Genomic DNA, 22,963 nt, shown 5'->3' with positions numbered 1-22,963 from the left:
ATCAGCTGTTAATCGGCTGATTCCAATTCGGCATTCAGAGCCTGGATGCCATCCGCAACTTCCGGTTCTCCGAGGATCCAGGCCAGACGTCCCAGGAGTTGTGCGTAGATGGCCGCGTAGATGGAAAAGCAGACGGCGAATGTCAGGCGACCTAGTAGTGGATGCAACAGCCAAACAGAAGCAATTGCAAAAGCGAAAATGGCCCCGAGTCCGCATGACCGCAGATAGAACTGGCGACAGCCGCGACGATGGGTTGCAAACTGTTTTTTGACGTTTGCCGAGTAGGGGATGAATGCTGAATTAGCTTCCATCATCGACAAAACGATAAAAGGAAAAAGGAACAGAAACGGCAAAAGACCTGCCCAGAGCGGAATTCCTAAGGGAGCCAGAAATGTGGCGAGGAGCATGCCAGGCGCAGCCGCCATGGCGGTGGCATTGACCGCGAACATGACCGCCCATGCGCGGTCGGGTAAATCCTGGCTGGGCCAATACGGAATTCGATCGTACCCCTGGGAAGTAAATGAAATGATTGAAATGAGCTGGGGGATGGCAATGCTGGCAATGATCAAGGCCACCGACCCGGTCAAGATCATCGTGAAGATGGCAATGATGGATGCGAGTGAAATGTTCGTCATTAGAGAATTGGTGATGTCGACCAAGCCCCACAAGCCAAGGATGCCTGCTGAAAGCCCGATCCAAAACGGTACGATCCGCATGCGAAATACGAATGGCAGCAGCTTGGTCTCGACCGGTGAATTCGGTTGAGGGTGGCTGGATTGTTTTTCTTCTTCCTGTTCTCGGGCCTCTGCCATAAGCCGATCCGCAATCTGTTTTTGCTTCGATTGGATCGGCGGCGGGGCTGATTCAAGAGTCAGCTCGCTTGCGTTGGGCATTTGGAAGTCAGGTTTTTTGACAGGCGGCCGTTTGATCAGATTGGCCGTATCGCAATCTGGGCATTTGACCCGTTTGCCAACGTGTTCGACACGAACCGACATTTTTGTTTCGCAGACCCGACAAACAACCTTGGTGTAGCTGTGGGTATCTTGGTTGCCGGTCTGGCTTTCGCTAGCTTGCAATTGATATTCATCGCCTGAATACTTCGGTTCAGGCGTTGCGACGGGTTGAGGTGGCTGTTTCGCCAATGTCTTTGTATGGCAGTCAGGGCATCGGATTTGATGGCCAATTTGACTTTCGGCGACATGCATTCGCGTACCGCAGAGTGAGCAAACGACGGGGATGTTGGAATCAGATCCGTGAGCAGAATTGCTCATTAGGTTACCTTTGAGGGCCTCTCGGGATTCAGCTAGAAGAAACCTTACGTCGTTTTAGGACGATGATTTGGTTCCCCCCCGGTCTCTTCTGTCCTACGGTGACGCTACGAACTATCGCGACATAGCGCTCGTGTTTCATCGTAGCGATTTGCCATTGACGACGCAAATCTTGTTTCATCTGACGCGGTTTTGAGATCACCTATTCAGCGAATCTTACCGACGACCTATAATGAAGCTGCCGGTCGAATGGGACGGGCACGCTGAGATGGGCGCTCTGAACTGAGAACGCTCGATTCGGCATTTGCAAGTTTTGTTCACTTCTGCTTCGAATCGGTGTTGTCTTGCTAGTTGGCCCTGTCTTCACTCGCGAACTTGTCACGTCGCCGCGGCGAGCGCGGCTGTTTCTGTCCCGATCAGTTTACGCCGGCGTGCTCTTTGGTGTCATGTGTACAGCGTGGCTGATATTGACCGGCACGCAAACAATCACGACCGTGGGCGATATGGCAAGATTCGGCGGCATCTTGATGCAAATTCTGGCTCCCTTGCAACTGGCGATGATCGTTTTTCTGGCGGCCTTTTCGACGGCGAGTGCCGTGGCTCAGGAGAAGGATCGCAAAACACTCATCCTTTTGCTTTTGACGCGATTGAACAGCAGTGAATTGGTATTGGGCAAGTTGTTTGCAAGCCTATTGCATGTTTTTTCGATGTTGTTGGCCGGATTGCCCGTATTTGCGTTGGCCGTTTTATTTGGTGGGATTTCCTTCACGCAAGTGGGTCGTGTCTTTACGGTCACTCTTGTGGCGGCTTTTGCTGCGGGGAGTCTGGGGTCGACCTTGGCTCTTTGGCGAGAAAAAACCTTTCAAACCCTTGCGTTGACTGCGTTGTTGCTCGTTTTCTGGTTGATTATCTGTGAGGTAATTGGTGCTGGTATTGCGGGAGAGGCGATCGGCGGTGTTGATGTGTCGGTGATTTCGACGTGGCTGAGTCCCCTCCGAGCGGTGATGGCGGCGGCTCGGCCAGGCGCTGATCTTGGCATCGAAAACCTACTCGACAATCCCGTGATGGTGTTTGTTGGGTGCGCGTTTTCGGTTGGCCTCGGTTTGAACGGCCTGGCTATTTGGCGCGTTCGGGTTTGGAATCCTTCTCGCGAAATTCGTCAGCGAACTGCCTCTGATGATCCTCAAGAAAGCATTTGGGGCGCGGAGCACGATATTGCTCAAGGAGAAAGGGAAGTGAAAGCGGATCAGGCACGAACACGTCATGTCGATTCGCAACTGCGAGAACGCGGAAAGCAGCCCTATCGGGCAGTCTGGACGAATCCGATCTTGTGGCGAGAAATCTGCACTTGGGCCTACGGCCGTAAAGTGATTGTGATTCGTATCGCCTACGCGATCTTGTTCGTACTCGCAGCGACAAGTCTGTTTTGGATCGATTCGCAGCCGATCGGTGGTGGATTTTCGGATGCCAAACAATCGGTGTTCCCGGCCGTTGTGCGTCCCCTTGTTCCCTTCTTTGTTGTCAGTCTGGTTGTGATCAATGCTTTGGCGGTAACGTCGATTACCAATGAGCGTGATGGGCGATCACTCGATCTGTTGTTGGTGACAGATTTGGCTCCTGCTGAATTCTTGCTTGGTAAGCTTGGAGGCATATTCTGGGTCACGAAAGAAATGGTTTTACTGCCAATGGCTCTGTGTGGCTATCTGCTTTGGACGGGGACGCTCACTGCCGAGAATTTCTGTTACGTGGTGGGTGGCCTGATCGTGATGGATCTATTCGTCGCGGTGCTGGGAATTCATTGTGGAATGACCTACGCCAATTCGCGGGCGGCGATTGGGGTCAGCTTGGGAACCGTGTTCTTTTTGTTTCTGGGGATAAACACGTGTATCTTGATGATGATCTCCTTTAGCGGGTCGTTTCATGTGCAATTGGCACCGTTCCTGGCATTTATTTTGGGAGGTGGCGTGGGGCTTTACGTCTCTTTGGGGGCACGGAATCCATCTCCTGCGATCTTGGCGGCATCTCTCTTGTTGCCGTTCGCTACGTTCTATGCGATAACGAGTTACCTGTTGGATTTGACGCTGGCGGTTTTTCTCGTGATGGCTGTCGCTTATATGTTTACAACCGCGGCGATGATGATTCCGGCGTTGTCGGAGTTTGATTTTGCGATGGGCCGTAATGGTGTCGCCGACGATTAGCTGACTTTAGTGAATGGAATTCCTAGTGCAGCCTTTGCCTAGCGTAAAAACGTCGTGACGTTCTTAAGTGCCTTGCTGGAATCTGCTCCGCTGCTCTTTGCGATGACGGTGTTGATAGGTTTTTCGGCCTTTTTCTCCGCCAGTGAAGCAGCTTTGTTTTCGTTGCGAGCACCTGAACGCTCCGCTCTGAAAAATGGCAATCGAGCTCAGCGATTGGCTGCCGATTTGTTGGAGGATCCGGATCGTCTGCTGACTGCCGTTCTGTTCTGGAATCTGTTGGTCAACATTGTCTATTTTGCACTTGCCTCACTCGTCGGGTTTCGTTTGGACAAGGTTGGAGTCGGGAAGTCGGCGTTGCTGATGTTTACCGTCGGCGCTCTGCTGTCGATGATCTTCCTGAGTGAAATGTTGCCGAAGAGTTTCGCGGTGCTGAAAGCACGAGCGATTTCTGCATTAATCAGCGTGCCTCTCTCTGCAGCAGTCAAGGTAGTTGATCCTTTAATGCCGACGTTACGGGTGATTAATCTGCTTTCGCGTCGCCTAATTTGGCCAACGTTCGAGGCCGAGCCTTATTTGGAGGTCACCGATTTGGCACGCGCGATTGAGATTTCTACCGACAATGCGGAATTGATTGAACAAGAACGGAATGTGCTACGCAATGTTGTCTCGTTATCTGACCTCCGTGCTGACGAATGCATGCGGCCTCGCTCGCTGCTCGTGACATTTCGTCCGCCTGTCAGCTTGGCTAGTGTTCGGAAGAAGTTGCCACCAAGTGGTTATCTTTTTATCACCGAAATGGACAGCGATGAGATCGTTTCAGCGTTAGAGTTGAGATCGATGTTTGAGGTTCACGAGGAACACTTAGAACGTTACGCTCAACCGGCGGTCTATGTGCCTTGGTGTACAACGGTTGCCGATGTGCTACAGCGAATGGAAACGAGTCAGTGTGATGTTGCCGTGATCGTGAATGAATTAGGTGAGACGATCGGTGTCATGACGCGACGCGACATTCTTGACGTGGCTTTCACAACTCGTTCCAGTCGGAGCGAGCGGATATTGAAGCGTCAGCCAATCGAGAAAATTGCTGAAGCTTTGTGGCAAGTGTCGGGACTTACGAATCTTCGCGCGCTGGAAGAATTTTTCCAAGTGGAGCTTCCGGATACTTCTTTTGTCACTGTCGCAGGTGTCGTGCAAGAATCATTACAACGAATGCCCGAGGCCGGTGATCAATGTGAATGGGGGCCATTCTCTTTTCAGGTCGTGCAAATTCAAGTGGATGGTCAAATAGCTGTTGAGTTGACTCGCGTCGATGAGCAGGAGGGGCAGGCATGATTTTCGCTGTCGTGCTGTTTTTGGTGGGGGTTTTTCTCAGCGCATTTTTCAGTGGATCTGAAACAGGGTTCTATCGGGCGACTCGTGTTCGGCTGACGATGGATGCGATGAGCGGCGATTTGACGGCAAGAAGTTTGCTATGGCTGACAAATAATCCGTCGTTGTTCGTCGCGACCACGCTGATCGGAAACAATCTGGCCAACTATTTAACCTCCTTGGCAATCGTATTAGCCAGCACTCGCTACTTCGGAGAATCAGATTGGGTGGCGGTGGTGGCGCCGATTGTCTTTTCTCCGCTTGTATTTGTGTATGGCGAGTTGCTCCCGAAGAACCTGTTTTTCCAAGCTCCCAACCGTTTGCTCTCCTTGACGGGCCCACTGTTCGTTTTTTGTGCCGTCCTTTTTATGCCGGTTTCAGCGGTACTTTGGTTGTTGGGGCGCGCTTTAACTTATGTGTTAGGCGAGTCGGCTGAACGGTTGCAACTCTCGCTCGCTCGTAAGGAGTTACAACGCGTCTTCGACGAAGGCCATCAAGTTGGCATCCTCCGTCCGGCTCAGCGACAATTAGCCCAAGCGATGATGTCAATGGCTATGCAACCGCTTCAGCGTTTTTCCACGGCGGCAACCCGATTTCCCTCGGTGCATATCGGATCTGCCAAACGCGAGGCCTATCGGTTGGCAAACCGGCAAAGGACTCCCACGATCCTGGTCACCGAAGCCCGTGGACGTCGTGTAATTGGCTACGTTGATATCCTCGATCTGAAATTGGATCCAGGAGAGGCGATTGAGAGCGTACAAGAGCTGCTTGAGATTCCGAATACCGAGACGCCCATTTCAGCTTTAACTCGGTTGCAGGATGCGGATCAGCTGCTTGCGCGGTTGGTGGACGATGAAGGTCGCACCACCGGCTTGCTTAACGCAAAATCGCTGGTGGAGATCTTGTTGCGCGAAGTCAGTCCCACGCGATAAGTGGGACTGATTGTGTGAAACGATCGATCGTTTCGACTGTTTAGCAACTTCCGACGACCGATTGAGACTTTTGGTATCCAAGTTCCTCAATGATGGCAAGCATTTCTTCGTAGGTGATGAAGCGGCGTCGATGGTGAAGTTTGTACTCGTCAATGGCTTGTGCCAATTCACGGGCTCTTGGCGACAAATCCGAATGACTGTTGGTGAACTGGCGTCGCTCGACAACCGGGGCAACTGTTTTGGAGCCGTAGTTTCGTCGGTCTACGAAGCCTGGAGTCGATGGAATCGTCGCATCTGCCATAGCTTTATCCCTTGCAAGTAATCCTAGAGGTGCTGTGTACGAAAACCTACGTTTTCATTCGCTGAGAGTCAAAAAAAGATCAACGTGATCATCGGCTGGCGATCACAATCGTTAGGAGGGTGGGTTCATCAGTGGTCAAAGGAAGCCCCTTAACGCACACGATTCCCTCCTGCATGCTCATTCGCAGCAATTTTTGTCATCAGTCGCTGCAATAATGCGGTTTGTTCTGGTCCTACCACTGGCAACGCGTGACGAATTGTCTGACGGGCTTGCTGGTACTGGCCAGCTTCAAACTGAGTTTCTGCCAGACTGGCAAGCAGTTCGGGGGATGGTTCACCGGCCTCAATCGCGGCAAGAAGTGCGTCGCTTGCCTCTTCATAACGGCTCAGGCCGTGCAAGGCATGCCCCTTCAGTGTCAGCATGCGTTGCCTGTGTTGAACCGGCACGACTCGTTGCTCAAGGCGGTCCAGGGTCGACAGCGTCCGACCAGGCCTTTGAAGATCGGCATAGATTTCCGCCACCGCCAGCTGTGTCTCTGCGTCGTTGGGTTGATAGGACAAGGCGCGTTGGTAACTTGCGAGGGCTTGCGGCCAGTCGCTTCGTTTATGTTTGATTGCTCCGTCCAGTTGCCAAGCAGCCGGGGCTTCCGGGGATGCTTGTAATGCCCGGTGGACGAGTTTTTGCGCCTCGGCGTTTTCTCCCACATCGAACTTCATTTGCCCGAGTCGAATCAAGATTTGGGTATCGTCATGCTCTGAGATGGCCAAAGCATCAGACAATTGTTCGATCGCATTCAGGCTCTCTCCTCGTTTCCAGAGACAATCGGCCAAGTGACAGCGAGCATTGATGTTGGCAGGGCAACGATCCAGCGCTTCGGAAAAATGATCTTCGGCTTGTTTAATCTGACCTCGGTCCAGTGCATCAAGCCCTTGTTGAGATAGCTGCCTGGCCAGCAGGACATCCCGCTCGACTGGCGACCGCGGGCGCAGGCTGGCACACCCCATCAATAGCAGAAGACCTAGCCAGCAAGCCGCGCTGCGGAATAGCCAACTTGTCAGGCGATGATTCCAGGTCGAGTTCATGAATCGTGCGTTTTTCCGCCGAAGATGTTGACTGTTTTCTCGATTCTCGAAAATGAAAAAAGGATGAAAATCGTCGTGTCGGCGACTCGCCTTTTGTCCGTTCGTTCTATCATCGGATCGTTCGAACCGGATCTGGATCGTGGCTTGATGAATTTACGAAACACTCAAAATTCACCGAAACGTGGCGAACGATAGCAGCACAACGGGAAAACGGCAATGGCGCATGGGACGACTATCGCTCACAGCACCGGTGCCTCCTTCTCCTGATTGGAAGCCCGGGATACCATACAGAAAATGAATTGCTTGCTGCGAGGTGCTGACAATGACAGCTGAATTTAGTGAGATGGGAATTCAATTCGCCTACCCGGATAACTGGGAGGTTTCAGGGGACAAGGAGCCCGAGCTGCCTCGCTCCGTGTCAGTGCACAGTCCCGACGGTGCTTTTTGGTCGGTGAGCGAAGATCGACGGGATCCGACTCAAATGGCGGCCGAAGTGCTCGAAACGATGCGGGCTGAATATGAAGAGTTCGAGGCGGAGCCCATCGAACGGATTGTCGAGGGAAGAACGCTCACCGGCTATGAAATCCATTTTTGCTGTCTGGATCTGTTGATTGCTGCCCAAATTCTCGCGGCAGAAGGGGGAGATACCTCTCAAGTCCTCCTCTATCAGGCAGAAAGTCGGGATTTTGATCAATTGCGGGCCGTTTTTGACGCAATTTCGCTCAGTTTCTTGCGAGGTCGATACGGCGACGTAGATTGGGAGAGTTAGGCGCCCGATTGAGCTTGCCTCATGGGCTCCGTCCTGGATACACTTCGGGTCGTTGTCGAGCGGATCTTTTCGCTGTGGCAGTCGACTCGGGTTGCGACGTCGATGATCGTTTTCTGGCTTCAAATCTGGGGAGTGATTTTAGGCGACGCATGGATTGTTGAATCGTTATGATCCAAGGAATCGCGAGGAGTCAGTTTTCCATGTCTACGGTAACTTCCGATTCAGTTTCGTTGCAGGATTCTTGCACGGTCATTGACCAAATTGGTGAAACGGCCGGCGTTGTTTGGAACGTGTTGCACAGCGAAGGTCCGATGTCATTAGCGAAACTTGTGCGTACTGTCGGGGCACCCCGAGACTTAGTGCAGCAAGCGGTAGGTTGGTTGGCGCGTGAAGAAAAAGTTTGCATTGAGGAGGGGCGTCGCAGCCGTCAAGTTTCGCTCAAAAACGGCTGCTGATCTGTTTCGTGACCGTTCGATGTTTGCGTCTGCGCCGAGAAACCGAAGAAAAGCAGTACGTAATAAATGATCGTCATGAATGTAAACAGGATGATGCTGAGGAAGATTCCTTGAAGCACGGTGCATAGACCGACTGCGATTGGTTCCATTCCGACGACACTGCTAACCGACTGGGTGTTGTTGCCATACCCGGGAAATATATTGATCCCTCTCAGCGTTTGGGACGCATAGCTAACAATTGTGACGCTGATTAGTCCTGTCCACACATCGGCCATGACGCCGATGGGAAACAGGGCTGAAGCTGTGAGTCGCACGCCAAAGCTTGTCAGCATCGCTCGTCGAAAGGCTGGATTGCTGGTTCTCCAGGATCGAAACAGACGAAGATCGAGGTAGGTGTAGGCAAGTGCAAACAGCAAGATGCCGACGAGCATTGCGCCGATGGCAGTCGATGTCTCGCAGAAATTTATCCCGAGTAAAAAGCTTGGAATAGAACTCACTCCGCAAATGATGTTCCAACGCAGCAATGTCTTTCCCACGCCGTGGTGACTCATCTTTGCCGAAACTGTCTGGAGCGAGACCTCCGTTTCTTGGGGTGTCTGGTAAGGATTGATCGTCATGTTTTATTTTTGCTCTAGTTCGAAACCCAGCCAATTGCTGTCAGGTATTGATAGATCCAAGGATGTGACCAAGGGTTGCCAGCTGCGAACTGTGCCGAAAGGGTTGAGATAGCCAGCAGTCCCATGGCGAGCCAACGCCCCTTACGACGATCAGCTAACCAGTCAGCAGTGGGAATCATTGTGATTAACCACAGGGGAATGAACCAAAACATCCAGCGAAATCCACTGGACACACCGCCATAGTTGCGGTCGATTTCTGGCCGCAAAATATAAAAGGTCAGACAAACAACCATTAGCAACACAGTTCCAGCCGCGACTCCCCGCTTCATGAGGTCATCGCGTTGTAGGATCCAATTGCAAATGCCGATCAAGCTCAGAATCCAGATCGGGGTTAACGAAAAAATGCCGTGATGTCCGACTAGTATGTGAAAGGCATAGATTGCTCGGGAAGATTCACCGCGGTCAACGCCTTCGCGAGGAGTCATCCAGTAGCTGCCGGGGTAATCGTACCAATTGTCGCCCGGGTTACGGTGTGCGTAGGGAGGGCGGATGCTTTGATGAGCGACGTAGTTCGTAGCAAAAAAAGCGATCGCGACCAGGGCCACTGCAGGAAGGAATGCGAGGAGAGTTTTCTTAGGGGAGAGCCAGAACAAGCCGGCTCCGAAAACGGCTAAAAAGGAGAGTGCCGGTAATTCGTTGGCTGCGGCAAACGCGGCTGCAAATCCGCTGACCACGAAATAGATTGGATGAGCCGCTTCGCTGCGCCAGATGGAAAACAGGCAGAACACGCAGATCATCACGCAGATGGCTGCAGGCAAATGGTTGTTAAGCGTGATGCAAAACGTGGTCAGGAAGGTGCCCCAGCAAGCACAAGTGACGACAAAGATTCGTCCAAAATCAGTGCGCCCCTCCAACTCGACGCAGCGAATGATCAGTAGCAGCATGACCAAGATCGGAATGACGTTGGTTAGGACGAGCATGATGCGAGCGATATAAAAGGTGTCCTCTTGTAGGTTTGCGCCGAAAATGTTGCGGATCAGGAAGTATTCCCCAGCAAGTAAGGTTGGGAAAAGAGGCGGCTTACTGGAGTAGTAATGTTCTTTGCCATCGGCTCCTGGGTGTCGAACCATGTCGATTGATTTCCAACCGGGACGCTTGCGAACTTCGTCGATTTCAAAGGTGCCATGATCGACGATCGCACTTATTGTTGACCAGCGACTGCGGTCATTTGCGCTGAAAAATGGAGTCAGGCGATCGGGTGCGCAGGCGGAAAGAATGCGGGCCGTTGTTGTCGAAATCGTAATGACAATCAGCAGAGCGTAGATGGCATAACGAAGCGAATTGTGTTCCTCAAATTCGTCACTCATTTTTTTGCTGCGACGATTCGCTCTGCTTTCTCAGAGGGATGTGCGGCCCACCTGCCAAATCTCGAGTGGGAGGCGTACTTGGTTCAATTGCACGTCTGGCTCGATCATCACTCAATCGCCAGCTCGATTCGCCACCAACACGGTCAGATACCGAATAGGTGTCGACCTCGCGGCCGTGAAAAGCGGTCATCAGTTCAGCCAAAAATCCGATCGACATCAACTGGCCACCCAGGATTGCGGAGCCAAGCGAATAGAAGAAAATCGCTCGATCCGTCAGGTGGACGTCGTTCTCACTTCCCGGGATAAGCCGCGTCACGATCCAGGCTAAAGTCAACGTGACAATACCGAGCGATCCCAAGAAGAAAAAGCCAAGCCCTAAGGTACCCAGCATGTGCTGAGGGCGTTGGCCAAATCCCGTCAGGAATTTGACGGTCAAAAGATCCAAGAATCCTTTGGGGATCCGCAGCAGTCCGTACTTCGAATAGCCGTGTTGTCGCCGGCGATGATTGACTTCAATTTCCCCAATACGCCATCCGCGTGCAGCAGCCAGCACAGGAACGAACCGGTGTAGCTCGCCGTAGAGTCGCAATTCTCGAAAGACATCGCGACGATAACATTTGAAGCCGCAATTGTGGTCGTGCAGCACAACGCCCGTCATTCGACTTACCATCCAATTGAAGACACGAGATGGTATGACCTTGTGCCACGGATCATGTCGCGTGCGTTTCCAGCCCGTGACAACGTCAAAGCCGTCACCGATCTTTTTCAGCATGCGAGGTATTTCACGGGGATCGTCTTGCAAGTCAGCGTCCATCGACATGACCAAGTCTGCTCGGGCCGCCGAGAATCCTACGCTGAGAGCAGCAGCTTTGCCAAAGTTTCTGCGAAAGCGAATGCCGCGAACCTGTCGGTCACTTGTCGCAAGCTGGTTGATGACTTGCCAGGAATTGTCGGTCGAACCATCATCGATGAAGATGATATCGAGTTCGTATCCATGCTGTCTCGCGACATCCAATAATTCGGCATGCAGGCGAACTAAACTCTCGTCTTCATTCAGGACGGGAATCACGATCGATAGCATGACAACGGGCCTCACTGATTCATCAATTTGTTAATGGCCAGTCGGTGGGAAAAGCATTGGCCACGGAAAAAGAAAGGGGGGATCGGCGCTGCACCTTTACGAATGAAATCAAGCAGTTCGTCAGTTTGAGCGTAATTTCATCCATAGATACAGGATACTCGATATCAAGACCTCCGTCATCAGCCAGACTAAACGAAGCAAAACAGCTGAAACAATCGCCGCCAAACGGCCGAATGGCTCGACCATCAACTCGTCAAGTACGATTTCTCGAACACCAATGCCTCCCGGCAAGAGTGACAAAAAGCCCGCTACAACCGCTAAACAGATCGCAGCCGTTAAGCGGAACCAAATTTCCGGTAACGATTCAAGGGGTGGATCCAGCGGGATGGCCTGCAGGACTGCCCAGAGGCTTAGCGCCAGAACGAACCAGCCAATTCCGTTTGCCAGCCAGCCAAACAGCGTGAGGCGTACGGTGTACCCTTCCAACGCCGCTTCGAGTTCTGGTTCAATCTTTGTTACTCGAAGTCGCTTGACCAGCCAGCGGAAAACGGGTGGCCAGGTCGGCACACCTGACAAGGTCATCAAGGCGATGGCCAAGACGATTAACCATCGCTGATCCAAAAAGCTTACTGTTAGAATCGCCGCCGCCAAGAATGCGCCGACGGCCATCATGGTGAGCGTTTCGGCAAAAACACTGACTGCAGCAACGGTTGCATTCACTTTGGCTTTTTTCAGGCAACCGGTTCGAATTACAACCACCATGGCTTTGCCCGGAACGTACTTTCCGAGATGCCCGAGATAGAAGGCTGAAAGCGTTTGCATCAAAGTGGGTGATTGCCCGAAAGCGTGCAGCATCCGATGCCAGTAGATCGCCATCGGTATCAAGCCAACGAAATAGAATAGGCCGGCAGCCGCTAACCAATGCAGGCGAATCTCACTCAACGAAAAACCGTCTTCAGTCGTCAGCTTTTGACATGCGTCCTGGACCGCCCGGTAAAGAAAGAATAGGACAATCGCGGCAACGGTGAAACGAAATGCAGCGATTAAGTTGCGTTTATTCAAACCGATTTGCTGCCTTGATTTCTGAGTATGCAGAAATGCCGGGATGGATTCTTTTCTTGTTTGCCAACCGGCGTATTGTGGCCTCTTTGAGTTATACCGACAAGATGATCTTCAGGTTGTGAGATCTTTCCGACTTTTCCATACTAGGCTGGTGCGGTTGAATCCTGCTTGCTACGTTCATCGCCAAAGATGTTGTCCGCAGCCACCCGGCCCCTTTGCCTATGAGATCAGTACAAATGTCACGCTGGATATCTTTGATTATTTTGCTCGTCATCATCATCGTGACGGGCTGGCTTCTTTACCGTGTCATGGCTGGCTTCCTGTTACCGTTGTTTTTGGCCGCCGTGTTAGCGGTGATTTTTCGCCCCGTCCACACGTGGGTCTTTTATCGGTTTAAAGGACGCCCGTATTTGTCAGCTGGGCTGACCACCACCGCCATATTGCTCGTTGTGCTCGTGCCTTTTTGTGGCGTGTTAGCGCTGGCTGTTCATGAAGGGTTGGATGCCGTTAGCGGAGATGTGTTGGAAAAAACCGGAGCTCAATTATCACAGCTTCGGCGGCGTGTCGGGCTCAGTATTCCATTTGCACAATTCAGTGGACGGCCAAACGATACGACGTATGCGTTGCAGGAAGTCACTCGGCAAGTCAAAGCTTTGCCGGATCGCTTGTCGTCGCCCGCAGAAACCTCTGGCTCAGAGGTCGACCAAGTGCGATTTGTTCGCGATGCACTTCAAGCCTTGCAAGCGCAGTTGGGAAAAATTGCCGCCCAGCTGTCGGAGCATGCGTCGCCGGAGGACTCCGTTGAGATGCAAAGGGTTCGGCGATTAATGCAACAAGCACCGGACGATCCATTTCGACCACTGAATGAGATGGTCCAAACGTTGGAAGAGTCGGTTGCTTATTTGGAGGAGAGGCCGATCTCGTCAAAGCTGGATCAAGAAAAGGATGCAGGGGGGCAGGCCGATCTCGATGCACAGCAGGCTGGAATAAATCAGGTGGCCGGCTTGCGAACCCAGTACATGAAACTCAAAGCGAGCTACGATTCCTTTCGAATTGATTTGCTGGGAGGTACTTTTTGGGGCGGTTTGACGGAACTCGCCAACCCCAATGCAAGACAGATTGAAACATTGCGGGCGTCCTTTGAGAAGCAGCTGCGAGGCTCTATTACCTCAGTGGCCGGACAAGCAACCGCAATTGTCGGCTCCTTTGCGCTCGGCTTGGCAATCATGACGATCTCGATCTTTTATTTTCTTAAGGATGGTCCGGGCATGATCCGTACACTCATGCGTTTGTCACCCCTTGATGATCGCTATGAATTACAGCTGATTACCGAATTTGATTCGGTGAGTCGTGCGGTCGTTCTCGCAACCTTACTGTCTGCTGTTGCTCAGGGGTTTCTGGCCGGTTTGGGCTATTTCTTTGCCGGCCTTGATTCCGTTGTCTTGCTGACGATGCTGACAATGTTGTTTGCGCTCGTTCCGTTTGTCGGCGCCGCTGCGATCTGGGTGCCCGCCGCATTTTGGCTCGCCTTTGTTGAGCAGCGGTTTCCTGCCGCAATCGTCCTGTTTATCTACGGAGCCACCATCGTTTCGATGGCCGACAATATCGTTAAGCCGTACGTCCTGCATGGACAATCGAAACTACATCCCTTGTTAGCTTTGTTGAGTGTGCTGGGGGGCGTGCAGGCGCTGGGGCCGATTGGCATTCTTGTGGGGCCGATGGTTGTTTCATTCTTACAGGCCTTGTTGAATATTCTCAATCAGGAGTTAACCGCGCTCACGCCTGCAACCGCTGAATTAAGTGAAAATGCCAAGAATGGTTGAGCTGCATCGGCTTCTAAAGTGCCCGCTAGATTCCCAAATGGGAAGCCTATTTAGAGGCCGCTAGCGAAAATCTGTATTTACAGAGGACGCTATCAAAGAATACCATCTGGGAAGCCAGTCAGGATTGTTCGGAATCGATGTCGTTGGGCCGGGCTTATTTCAAATGCCGGGACAGCGAAATGCTAGGAGCGATGTGCATGGCCGGGATGGCACTGCTGCTGATTTGTACCGTGGCCGCTGAGGGTAGCGGCTGGCAATCGACTCAGATATCTGGTCCGGTGGTGACGCGACAGTTACCGTCGGCACCGGCGGCTCAACCTGTTTACCAGGCTCCGCCGGTCACCCAGGGTTTGCCAACCGTTTCGGTTGCTCAGGATCCGAAGCCCGGTTTTCCTGTAAACCCAACAGCGCCCGGTGTGATGGCGACCAATCCAATTACCGGTGTTCCAGCGGCAGTTCCGGTCAATACAGACTGGTCTGATATTGAAAACGCCTTGCGTTCACCGCCCGGTACGCCTTCCAGATCACATGCCGGCTTTCCAGCCTTGCGGAGCGCTGATGGGCTCGATCTGCCTCCGCCTCCGCCGACTAAATATCTTGCTGGGCCTGCAGCAGCCCTTTCAGGAAGGAATCCTGCAGGAATCGTCTCGCCTTCTGCCTCGGTGGCGAACGAGCCGCTTCGTCGTGGATCGGTCAATTCGATTTCTGGTGGACTGCCCGCGAATCCGTCAGTGGGAGCTGGTCCACCCCAGGGTTTGGGGCCCGCTCCGCCGTTGAATGTGGCCCCGCAATCGAGGGCGACGGTGACGAGGAGTGAGGTAGGTTTTGAAAGCAGAGTGACGCAGGGTTCGTTCTCGGGTCAGCAGTATATTTCGCCGCCTCCAAACGAGATACCCGCCGTTGTTCCGGTCAAAAACCCGGATCCAGCCGCTGCAAATCGAAGTGGTGATTCCCAACCGTTGCCTGGGACGCAAGAAACAACAACTGAAAACGAACTCGCGGCCAAAGTGGACGTCGTAACTTCGGTGACGGAGGAGAGCAGTGATCGCTGGTGGCCGCTATTGTTGACCATGTTGGGACTGTTTGCCTCAATTGGTTTCAACGTCTATTTAGGCTGGATTGCTTTTGATATCCATGGCCGATACCACGATATTGCCGATGAGATTCAGGAGCTTGAGCAAAAGCTCGAGGAAAATGGCGTGCGTTCTGATTCGTCAGAGCGGCGTCGCGAATCAGCAAAGCATCTCGTTGGCTGAAGAGGTCCATTCGTGAGGAGCCTCAGTCGTTAAAGCTCCTCGGAAGGGTTTCGAGTAAGAGTTGCCAAGCTGGCGGTTTGTTTTAAGCGTGAATGGCCGGTATTGCCGCTCGTTTCTGGCTTCTCTTCACTGTCCTCAGCCCGGATTTCTGGTCGCAGTCACCTTTGATTGCCGTGTTGGGCAGGGATGTCTTTCGCCCGCTTGTCTCTGGTTCCTTAGCTGGCAGCGATTCGATTGCTGAAATGGTTGGCGCCCATCGGAATGCAGTGGGTCTTTCCCGTTTGTCAGTTCTGGTCGTAATTTCAAACGCCGTTGAAGAATGCGTCGATTCAGAACGTAATGACAGATGCGGTCAGATTCCCTGTTAACGTTAGTAATCGTTTTTCGGGAAATCGCTGTCGCTCCGGGCAGACGGCGGCATTTTTAAGAATACTGGCGTCGGAAACAGGATAACGCGAGCAGTTCCAGACCGCAGAAAAGGGCAGTGCCTGGTTTGGGTACCAGCATGCTGACCATGCCTTTCGACGGGTCTGACCGGTCGCCAGCGAGCCTGCCGCCGTATTTCAGCGAGTCATAAATGGACATGTCATCCTGCAGCTCCTCGAGTTTCAGGCCAGGAGTTCCGACATTTTCGAAGTTGATTTCGTTAAACTCGCCTGTTTTTAGCACGAACAGCTTGTTGGCTGTGGGCGCACCGAGCGGAGGTAGGGGTACGCCAGGGGTTTGATTGTCAGGAATAAAGTATCCACCAGCCGACTTGATTTGAAGCGGGATGAGATTCTCCACTTGGTTTGCCGCGATCAGAGTTCCAGCAGGTTGATCATTTCGGGCAACGGGAAACGAATTGACTTAAGTTTCTGAGTTGCAGTTGCTGGAAAGCAGAGGTAAATGACTGGGAGTCGATACATCGTGGTTGCCTAGCAACCGCGGATGTTAAAAGAGTTGCTGAGTGGCAATAAAAAAACGCCCAACCGGTTCGGGTTGGGCGTTTTTCGTCTTGCATTACTCTAGGCTTCCATGTTTGCAGCGATCTTATCGCTTGCGTCGGAAGCTGAGTAGACCGAGAAGACCAAAGCCGATCAAGGCAATGCTACCGGGCTCTGGAACGACAACGATATCAAGACCTTCCGAGGGGCCAGGACCGTCACCAGCGAGACCGCCACCTTGCTTGAGCGAACCGTCAATCGACATGTCCGCACCGAGTTGGTCGAGGTTTAAACCGGGCGTTACAACGTTACCAAAGTTGATGTCGTTGAAACCATCTGTTTTCAACACGAACAACTTGTTAGCTGTGATCGTGTCGAACGGAGGCAGAATTATGCCACCGGTTACATTAGCAGGAATGAAGTTTCCACCCGCCGATTTGATCTCGAGCGTGGTGATACCTTCAACGGCGTTTGCAGCATTTAGATTGCCGTCGCCTGGGTCGTAAGTGATAACAGTTGTTGCACTGGCGGCGGATGTTAACGCAACACAGGCTACTAACGTCAGGGCGAGTACTTGGATCTTTCGCATTGCAATCTTCCTTCTCGGCTAGAAAAAAAATCTTTACCATTTGATTTACTAAAAAAACGCTTAAGTTCCTGCAGCAGCGCAGGCAAAATTCCCAAACATATGAAGGATCGATTCAGGCGCCACAACAATACAAGTTGAAATGCAACGTGGAGGGTCGCGAGAAAAAGATCTTGTCTAAGGCGAGGTACGCAAGGCACCTCATGTCATTCACAGCGGTGTCAAAAAACAACACACGCTTGGGAATAGAGGTTCATCCGCTTCAGGAACGTTTTTGCTCGGTGGATGAACTCAAACCAAAATAAGAATCATTGGCGTTCCGATGTAAGACATTAAAACCCGTCAACTTCAACCAATCTATGTAATCGGTGCCGGCATTGCAAGCCTTTTTTTGAACTGTTCCGAGAAATCTTGGAATTCCCCCCGGTTACGCAGCCTTTGATGGGCGTAAGTCCAATATTTGAAACGATTTAAGATTTTTTTTGGATTGGAGGTCAAAACAAGGAAACGTCGGAGGGACAGCCGCTTTTTGAATGATTTCTTGTTTGAAAACGGTGCCGTATTGAGTTTTTGAGGCGAGATTTGGGCGGTTGGGGAGAACTTTTCGGGCTGCTTCGCGTGACCCGTGCTCGGTTAATTGCCTAGATCGCAAAAGTGTGGACCGTTTCCGCTTTTTCCCCAGTTTTCGACCGAAAAGCTAAGAAGCTTCTGTCTGTGTGCACTCGCGCAATATCCTCTCCGGCCAGTTCGTTGACTTGCTTCACCGGTAGCCAAACGTCATGGGGTGTTTCTCTTTTGCTTTTTGAGGAGCAGGCAAGCCACCCCCGGCGGCGTGACCGTCTCTGTTGAAGTGGAAGTGTTGCATCATGATCCTCTCAAGTAATCCGAGTGACAAATAAATGTCATCGTTGCCTCGGTAAAGCACCGATCCCGATCGGCATTGAGGCTGGAAACGGAGACCTGCGGGGAGGAAGCGGTTGACTTTTCAAGCGGATCGAAACAGCAACGTCATAAGAGGGCAAAACCAAAAACTCTCAGTTAGAAAACGGGATTTACCGCTGCTGCTAAAGAGCCGTTGGGGGTCGGACGAGACGAGCCTGTTCAGAAATTGCAACTCGATCGATCGATTGCGCATCGAAATCGCCCACCGGGCGTTGTTGTTTTGTCATGAGGGAGAAGCCACTCACGCTGTCTTCAAAGCCTTTGGGCCGGATTGCCTCGCGGAAGCGGAAGCGATCAGTAGAGAGGCGGTTAGATGGGTGGAAACGTGATTTACGCCTACTGCTACATCGCCGTATGGGGTCGGACGAGACGAGCGTGTTCAGAAATTGCAACTCGATCGATCGATTGCGCATCGAAGTCGCCCACCGGGTGTTGTCGCGTTGCGATCCTCGGGTTCAGCTTCTGCCGCTTGCCCTTTCAGAAACGATTGGCGGGCTGGAACGCGCGAGTGATTGCATTCTGCGGATAGGCCGAAGTTACGAGCCGTTATGAACAAGCTGAGGCGACTCAAAAATGGTGTGGGGGAAAGTGTCGCTTAACCAGGGACTTACTGGCGTCGAATTCGTGTCCAGATTAGTAGGCTTACGGGGAGCAGCAGGGTCACGCAACTCGGTTCGGGTACCAGGGCGCCTTTGTTAGCTTGATTCGACCAACCGCCGCCTTGAAACGCGACAACGAGGTCGCTGGAATTAAACTCTGCGTCTCCATTCCAATCGCCGTCGGCCCAGCCAGAGTTTAAGGGCACTTCGTCTTCGTACTGGCCGCGTTGAAAAACGACTACAAAGTCGACTGAGTTGAATTGGCCATCGAGATTAGCGTCGCCAAAAGAGGTTTGTAAACGATCTTGAACAAGGTAGACGCGGTCCGCCTCATCGACGATTCCGTTACGAGTCAGGTCGTAGATCGAGTCGTCATTTTCGTCGCTAATCGCAGTCGCAATTAGGTCGATGTCGCCGGCATCTAGGATCCTGTTCTCGTTGAAATCGCCTTGTAAGTAGGTGGCAAGCACGCTTCCCTGAACATCGATTTGAACCGGAATGCCCCCTGCTGCTTCTGATGCGTCGAATGACAAGTCGAGGTTGGCATTTGTGCTAATTATGTCGGGGGTCGTCAGGATTTCGATGTCATTCAAATCGGCAAAGATTGGGCCGAAATCTTCGATGTTGTAAACTTCGTCGTTCAGTAAGATTTCGCCTTCCAAGATGAATTCGTTTTCAATTTGGCTGAACTGATTACTCGTCACTGGGGTGGAAAAACCGGGTTCCAGCATTCGGACTTTTGCAGCACCTGGCTCGATCGTTCCTGAAAAAGTACCAAAAAGCAGCGATAAATCGATTTTGTCGTCGAGTTCCAACTCCATGTCGACGATTGTCGCTTGGCTGATCTCACCATCCTCCCAGATCAGGTCGATGGTGGCTCGTCCTGAGAGGGCAGAGTCGTCAGAGTCTCTGGAGATGAGTGCGGACAGTTTAACGCCAACAGAAGATGACTCGGGGAAATCGCCGGGCTGGACAGTAAATTCTTCGGCGACAGCCCGCTTGGCAGCAAGGCTGAAGGCGATTAATGCGATCAAACCAATCGCGAAACGAAGTGTCATTTTTGGCACCCTCCCAATGACAAGTAACTGGACCCGAGATTCCACTATAACGCGCTGATCGAAATTATCGACTTAATTCAGACGCTTGTGGTCTCAGGTTTTGATGGGTGGGATTTCTAGGAAGCGTTGCGTCGTCGATGAGCGTGTCGCCGGCAGCCCAAGACGAGAAGAAAGCCGATCCACAGGCCGCTACTGGGCTCCGGAACGGCGATGGCGAAAGCCGGATCACTTTCGTAACGACCCGTTTGAAGTGCGAGCACGAGGTCCTCGGTGGTGAATTCCATGTCGCCCGACCAATCGCCTTCGGTCCAATCTGAGTTTTGGCTGATATCATCCTCGTATTCAGCCGCTTGGAAAATCTGGATGAAGTCCGACGAATTGAACTTCCCGTCGCCGTCTGCATCTCCGTGGAAGGCTCGATAGCTGATCAGAGAAACCTCGGTATTGCTTTGTTGTAGGCTTCTAAATAGTCCAGCTTGCTGGTGTCCGACAAGCGGTTGGTCGTTGTAAAGCAGGGTATCGAATTTCCCCTCAATATTATCGGCCGTTATCAGGATGATTTGATCTGACTCACCTGCCGTGTCGGGTTCTGTGTAGCTGCCTCCGTTTTCATTGACGGCGACCGATAGAGTTCCCGCGAGTTGTATCAATCCGTTGACAATCAGTGAATCGTGCTGGTCAAGCGTCTTGCCATCGACGTTGACTTCTAGCGTCGCTTCGTTCTTCATGACGTAGGCGCCAATGACGGTGAGTTGCCCGGGTTGCGAACCGTTAGAGCTGGGCTGGCTGGGGGAGAAGGTGCCCGCCTGATGACGAAATGTGGCTTCAATCAATTCGGCGTCGAGGATCTGCCCTTCGTAAAAATCTACACTGTCAACGGAGATTTTCCCGCCAATTTGCCGCCAAGACAGTTCGGGGAGCACAAGTAGATCGGAGCTATCGGAGTTGACGTTCAGTCCTTGGATTGCCAAGACATTGGTGCCACTCTGCAGCATGTCCACATGTTCGCTCAAATCGAACTCTTGCCAATGGATGTTGTTATCGTCATCGGTGGAGCGAGTCGCTCGGGAATTCCAACGCAGATTGTTGGGGCCATTCGCCTCGGCGATTCGCTTGCCATTGAGGAATGCGACAAAGCCATCGTCAAATCGCATTTTGAGCATCAGCTCGTTCACGTCACTTGCATTCGCGATCTCGAATTCGGTTCTCGTGTAGAACGAGCTATTTTCATCCTGGGTTTCGGACTCAATGTTGGTGTCGAGGAAGCGGTCATAGTCCGCGTCCTCGTCGTAGCCGATGCCGAAAGGTCCTGCATCCCAATTTCCGTCATCGAACTCTGTTTCAGCCCAATCGAGACCGAGGTCGCCATTTTGGGGAATCCAATATTTTGTCTCGCTACGCTGGCTGATGAGAACTGCGGGGGTTGTATTTCCCTCGACTCGCACGGTGCCGCCACGAAGCTCTAAGTTGGATTGCCCCTCACCGCTCGTCAGGTCTCCAGCCACCCGAAGTAAACCGTCATTCACAACTAGGTTGCCACGGCTTGCCGACGCGTCAGACAGGACCAGATCTCCCGAAATGTCCAACGTACCGCGGTCGATTAGCACCTCGTGATCGATGACTCCGCTCACGATTTGAGGTGAAACGAGCAGGTCTGAGCTGCTTCTCGATACATTGAGTCCCTGGATTGCGAGTAGATTTCGACCCTCCACAAGTAGCGGCAACGCGTCCGAGATTTCGAAGAGTTGCGGAATGATGGCATCCTCGTCATCACGCTGGCCATCCGCCTCCGAATTCCAGGCGAGTTGATCGGGCGCGTTGGCAGCAGCAATCTCGACACCGTTCAGGTAGGCGACGAAGCCGTCATCATACCGCATGAAAAGTCCCAAATACTCGAGATCTCCTTTGTCCTCGACGTCAAAGCCGATCCGAGTGTAGAAACTTGATCTGCGATATTGCATGGAGGTTCGCACGTCTGTTCCAATGAAAGGGCGGAAATCTCGTTGATTGTCATAACCAACGCCCGTGCTGCCCTGGTCCCAGGCTGAATCGTCAAAGTTCGGATCGAACCACTCGTTCTCAAGGCTGGAGTTGGTTGCGACTCGAACGCGAGCTGTGTCGCCCTCCGAGACGAGTTCGTCTCCTCCAATCAACGAACCCAGGAGCATGTCATCACGCACGCTCAATTTGCCATTGCGATTGATTTCAAGCTTTGTTTTGCCCCCTCCCACGGTCAACGAACGAATCGTTTCCTCTTTCGATAGTCGCAGATCGGCGGAATTTTGGATCGTGACAGCGGAGGTGGCGGTAGGTCGCCATCCTTGATCCCAATTTTCGTGGGTGCTCCAATTCGTCGAGTTTCCGCCGGTCCAGACCCGTTTGGTGACGACTTGCCCCGCTCCGACGCCCCAGATTGCCTGGGCGGCATCAATGTCGGCTTGGAACAAGTAGCCGTCGCCAATTCCGGGCAGCAGGTTCCCGTTGGCCGAGCCCAGCGTCGTGTTCATGATCGCCGTTTTTTGATCAATATGATCGATCCCAATCGTATGCCCCAACTCGTGGGTGACGACGGTAAGGAAAAATTGCTCAGTCCACCGTCGGTCGGAACTGTCCATGTGAACGTCGTACGACAGGCCGTTTCCGCCCGGAGAATAGGCGTGTGCAAGCGTGTTCCCATCGATTCCGTGGTGTCCGATGCGAATCTGAGGAAGGCCGTTGTCGAGATAGGGTGCGTCGTTGATCTCGTCGTTTCCCCCGTCCGGCTGCTCAATGAAGTCGAGCGGGATGTAGTTTGCCCACAGACCTAAACCCTCTTCCACGGCTAAAACCATCTCGAAGGGTTCGAATTGGCTCGCCAGTTCGAGATTTCCATCGAGTAAATTGCTGTAACTGTAAGTTAACGACTCATTTTGAGCGGCGCTTTGCTTTGGCAAGCCAGTTAGGAATGCCAGAGCAAGGAATACCGACACGAATGACCAGTCGTGGATCGGTGAAAGTCGTCGGATGCGGGAGCCATCGTTTGCTCGAGAAAAAAACATGGTGTTCCTACACAATCACAATTCAAGCGAAGCAAACTCGGGAAAAGCCTACCGCCGCGATGTTAGCCTCTTCGTCTAAGTTTAGCTGCTTCACGCAGATCACGATACCAAAACGGCCCAATCGCCCTGCGGAAAGCGAGTGAACAACTCTTTGTTCACCTTGAAGAACCGCAAGTTGTTCCGATCACTTCACGCATGTTTCGGCGAATGAGCAAATTCTCGGCTTTTAAATCGT

The 22,963-nt window shown here is 52.4% G+C and carries 18 protein-coding genes; 7 read left to right on the top strand and 11 right to left on the bottom strand.

The genetic code is table 11. From position 1 onward, the window contains the following. Window positions 1-8 precede the first annotated feature (8 nt). Window positions 9-1,271 (bottom strand): hypothetical protein, encoded by a 1,263-nt coding sequence (locus P8N76_07520; protein ID MDG2381506.1) that lies wholly within the window; start codon window positions 1,269-1,271, stop codon window positions 9-11. A gap of 341 nt (window positions 1,272-1,612) precedes the next feature. Between P8N76_07520 and P8N76_07515 the strand changes: the two genes are divergently transcribed. The 3 genes from P8N76_07515 to P8N76_07505 are packed head-to-tail and all read left to right on the top strand — an operon-like array spanning window position 1,613 to window position 5,766. Continuing rightward, the gene (locus tag P8N76_07515; GenBank protein MDG2381505.1) at window positions 1,613-3,466 is read left to right on the top strand and encodes a hypothetical protein; all 1,854 of its coding nucleotides are present in this window, start codon (window positions 1,613-1,615) and stop codon (window positions 3,464-3,466) included. A 54-nt stretch (window positions 3,467-3,520) separates the two neighbouring features. Further along, window positions 3,521-4,798, top strand: a complete 1,278-nt coding sequence (locus P8N76_07510) for a CNNM domain-containing protein (protein ID MDG2381504.1) — start codon at window positions 3,521-3,523, stop codon at window positions 4,796-4,798. Beyond that, window positions 4,795-5,766 carry a CNNM domain-containing protein gene (locus tag P8N76_07505; GenBank protein ID MDG2381503.1) on the top strand — a complete coding sequence of 324 codons (972 nt, stop codon included), beginning with the start codon at window positions 4,795-4,797 and terminating at the stop codon, window positions 5,764-5,766. Before P8N76_07510 ends, P8N76_07505 begins: the two co-directional genes overlap by 4 nt. Window positions 5,767-5,806: 40 nt before the next feature. Here the strand turns inward: P8N76_07505 and P8N76_07500 are convergent, their stop codons facing one another. Continuing rightward, window positions 5,807-6,067 carry a hypothetical protein gene (locus tag P8N76_07500; protein MDG2381502.1) on the bottom strand — a complete coding sequence of 87 codons (261 nt, stop codon included), beginning with the start codon at window positions 6,065-6,067 and terminating at the stop codon, window positions 5,807-5,809. Window positions 6,068-6,216: 149 nt separating this feature from the next. Continuing rightward, window positions 6,217-7,149, bottom strand: coding sequence for a tetratricopeptide repeat protein (locus P8N76_07495; protein MDG2381501.1), 933 nt, complete (start codon window positions 7,147-7,149; stop codon window positions 6,217-6,219). 322 nt (window positions 7,150-7,471) lie between these two features. Between P8N76_07495 and P8N76_07490 the strand changes: the two genes are divergently transcribed. Together P8N76_07490 and P8N76_07485 are read left to right on the top strand one after the other, a co-directional pair. Further along, window positions 7,472-7,918, top strand: coding sequence for a hypothetical protein (locus tag P8N76_07490; GenBank protein ID MDG2381500.1), 447 nt, complete (start codon window positions 7,472-7,474; stop codon window positions 7,916-7,918). Between the two features lie 200 nt (window positions 7,919-8,118). Continuing rightward, window positions 8,119-8,373 carry a winged helix-turn-helix domain-containing protein gene (locus P8N76_07485; protein ID MDG2381499.1) on the top strand — a complete coding sequence of 85 codons (255 nt, stop codon included), beginning with the start codon at window positions 8,119-8,121 and terminating at the stop codon, window positions 8,371-8,373. On the opposite strand, the gene P8N76_07480 is transcribed toward P8N76_07485, so the two are convergent. From P8N76_07480 to P8N76_07465, 4 genes are all read right to left on the bottom strand, one after another. Further along, window positions 8,346-8,990, bottom strand: coding sequence for a hypothetical protein (locus P8N76_07480; GenBank protein ID MDG2381498.1), 645 nt, complete (start codon window positions 8,988-8,990; stop codon window positions 8,346-8,348). The two genes, P8N76_07485 and P8N76_07480, sit on opposite strands and share 28 nt — an antisense overlap. 14 nt (window positions 8,991-9,004) lie before the next feature. Next, window positions 9,005-10,357, bottom strand: coding sequence for a hypothetical protein (locus P8N76_07475; protein ID MDG2381497.1), 1,353 nt, complete (start codon window positions 10,355-10,357; stop codon window positions 9,005-9,007). After that, window positions 10,350-11,438 carry a glycosyltransferase family 2 protein gene (locus P8N76_07470; protein MDG2381496.1) on the bottom strand — a complete coding sequence of 363 codons (1,089 nt, stop codon included), beginning with the start codon at window positions 11,436-11,438 and terminating at the stop codon, window positions 10,350-10,352. Before P8N76_07470 ends, P8N76_07475 begins: the two co-directional genes overlap by 8 nt. 120 nt (window positions 11,439-11,558) lie before the next feature. Beyond that, window positions 11,559-12,500 (bottom strand): lysylphosphatidylglycerol synthase domain-containing protein, encoded by a 942-nt coding sequence (locus P8N76_07465; GenBank protein ID MDG2381495.1) that lies wholly within the window; start codon window positions 12,498-12,500, stop codon window positions 11,559-11,561. A gap of 236 nt (window positions 12,501-12,736) precedes the next feature. Between P8N76_07465 and P8N76_07460 the strand changes: the two genes are divergently transcribed. Together P8N76_07460 and P8N76_07455 are read left to right on the top strand one after the other, a co-directional pair. Further along, entirely contained in the window at window positions 12,737-14,323 is a 1,587-nt protein-coding gene (locus P8N76_07460; GenBank protein ID MDG2381494.1) for an AI-2E family transporter, read from the top strand. Window positions 14,324-14,520: 197 nt separating this feature from the next. Continuing rightward, window positions 14,521-15,579, top strand: a complete 1,059-nt coding sequence (locus P8N76_07455; protein MDG2381493.1) for a hypothetical protein — start codon at window positions 14,521-14,523, stop codon at window positions 15,577-15,579. A 423-nt stretch (window positions 15,580-16,002) separates the two neighbouring features. Here P8N76_07455 and P8N76_07450 read toward each other — a convergent pair whose 3' ends face one another. The 4 genes from P8N76_07450 to P8N76_07435 all read right to left on the bottom strand — a co-directional run bounded on the left by P8N76_07450 (window position 16,003) and on the right by P8N76_07435 (window position 22,728). After that, a complete protein-coding gene (locus P8N76_07450) occupies window positions 16,003-16,365 on the bottom strand; it encodes a hypothetical protein (protein ID MDG2381492.1) in 363 nt (120 codons plus the stop codon). Window positions 16,366-16,611: 246 nt separating this feature from the next. After that, window positions 16,612-17,094, bottom strand: coding sequence for a PEP-CTERM sorting domain-containing protein (locus P8N76_07445; protein MDG2381491.1), 483 nt, complete (start codon window positions 17,092-17,094; stop codon window positions 16,612-16,614). Between the two features lie 1,546 nt (window positions 17,095-18,640). Further along, complete coding sequence (locus tag P8N76_07440) at window positions 18,641-19,690, bottom strand: hypothetical protein (protein ID MDG2381490.1); 1,050 nt, start codon at window positions 19,688-19,690, stop codon at window positions 18,641-18,643. A gap of 116 nt (window positions 19,691-19,806) precedes the next feature. Then, window positions 19,807-22,728 (bottom strand): matrixin family metalloprotease, encoded by a 2,922-nt coding sequence (locus tag P8N76_07435; protein ID MDG2381489.1) that lies wholly within the window; start codon window positions 22,726-22,728, stop codon window positions 19,807-19,809. Window positions 22,729-22,963: the final 235 nt, after the last annotated feature.

The organism is Pirellulaceae bacterium (assembly GCA_029243025.1).
In the GTDB taxonomy this organism is placed as follows: domain Bacteria; phylum Planctomycetota; class Planctomycetia; order Pirellulales; family Pirellulaceae.
The sequence above is the reverse complement of the archived record's forward strand: the minus strand, read 5'-3'. Positions and strand labels throughout refer to the sequence as shown.

What these genes read in the sequence shown, in the direction of transcription:
- P8N76_07505 (MDG2381503.1), top strand. Translation starts at nt 4,795, where the DNA reads ATGATTTTCGCTGTCGTGCTGTTTTTGGTGGGGGTTTTTCTCAGCGCA.
- P8N76_07490 (MDG2381500.1), top strand. Translation starts at nt 7,472, where the DNA reads ATGACAGCTGAATTTAGTGAGATGGGAATTCAATTCGCCTACCCGGAT.
- P8N76_07485 (MDG2381499.1), top strand. Translation starts at nt 8,119, where the DNA reads ATGTCTACGGTAACTTCCGATTCAGTTTCGTTGCAGGATTCTTGCACG.
- P8N76_07475 (MDG2381497.1), bottom strand. Translation starts at nt 10,357, where the DNA reads ATGAGTGACGAATTTGAGGAACACAATTCGCTTCGTTATGCCATCTAC.
- P8N76_07440 (MDG2381490.1), bottom strand. Translation starts at nt 19,690, where the DNA reads ATGACACTTCGTTTCGCGATTGGTTTGATCGCATTAATCGCCTTCAGC.
- P8N76_07495 (MDG2381501.1), bottom strand. Translation starts at nt 7,149, where the DNA reads ATGAACTCGACCTGGAATCATCGCCTGACAAGTTGGCTATTCCGCAGC.
- P8N76_07435 (MDG2381489.1), bottom strand. Translation starts at nt 22,728, where the DNA reads ATGTTTTTTTCTCGAGCAAACGATGGCTCCCGCATCCGACGACTTTCA.
- P8N76_07520 (MDG2381506.1), bottom strand. Translation starts at nt 1,271, where the DNA reads ATGAGCAATTCTGCTCACGGATCTGATTCCAACATCCCCGTCGTTTGC.
- P8N76_07455 (MDG2381493.1), top strand. Translation starts at nt 14,521, where the DNA reads ATGGCCGGGATGGCACTGCTGCTGATTTGTACCGTGGCCGCTGAGGGT.
- P8N76_07470 (MDG2381496.1), bottom strand. Translation starts at nt 11,438, where the DNA reads ATGCTATCGATCGTGATTCCCGTCCTGAATGAAGACGAGAGTTTAGTT.
- P8N76_07445 (MDG2381491.1), bottom strand. Translation starts at nt 17,094, where the DNA reads ATGCGAAAGATCCAAGTACTCGCCCTGACGTTAGTAGCCTGTGTTGCG.
- P8N76_07480 (MDG2381498.1), bottom strand. Translation starts at nt 8,990, where the DNA reads ATGACGATCAATCCTTACCAGACACCCCAAGAAACGGAGGTCTCGCTC.
- P8N76_07460 (MDG2381494.1), top strand. Translation starts at nt 12,737, where the DNA reads ATGTCACGCTGGATATCTTTGATTATTTTGCTCGTCATCATCATCGTG.
- P8N76_07500 (MDG2381502.1), bottom strand. Translation starts at nt 6,067, where the DNA reads ATGGCAGATGCGACGATTCCATCGACTCCAGGCTTCGTAGACCGACGA.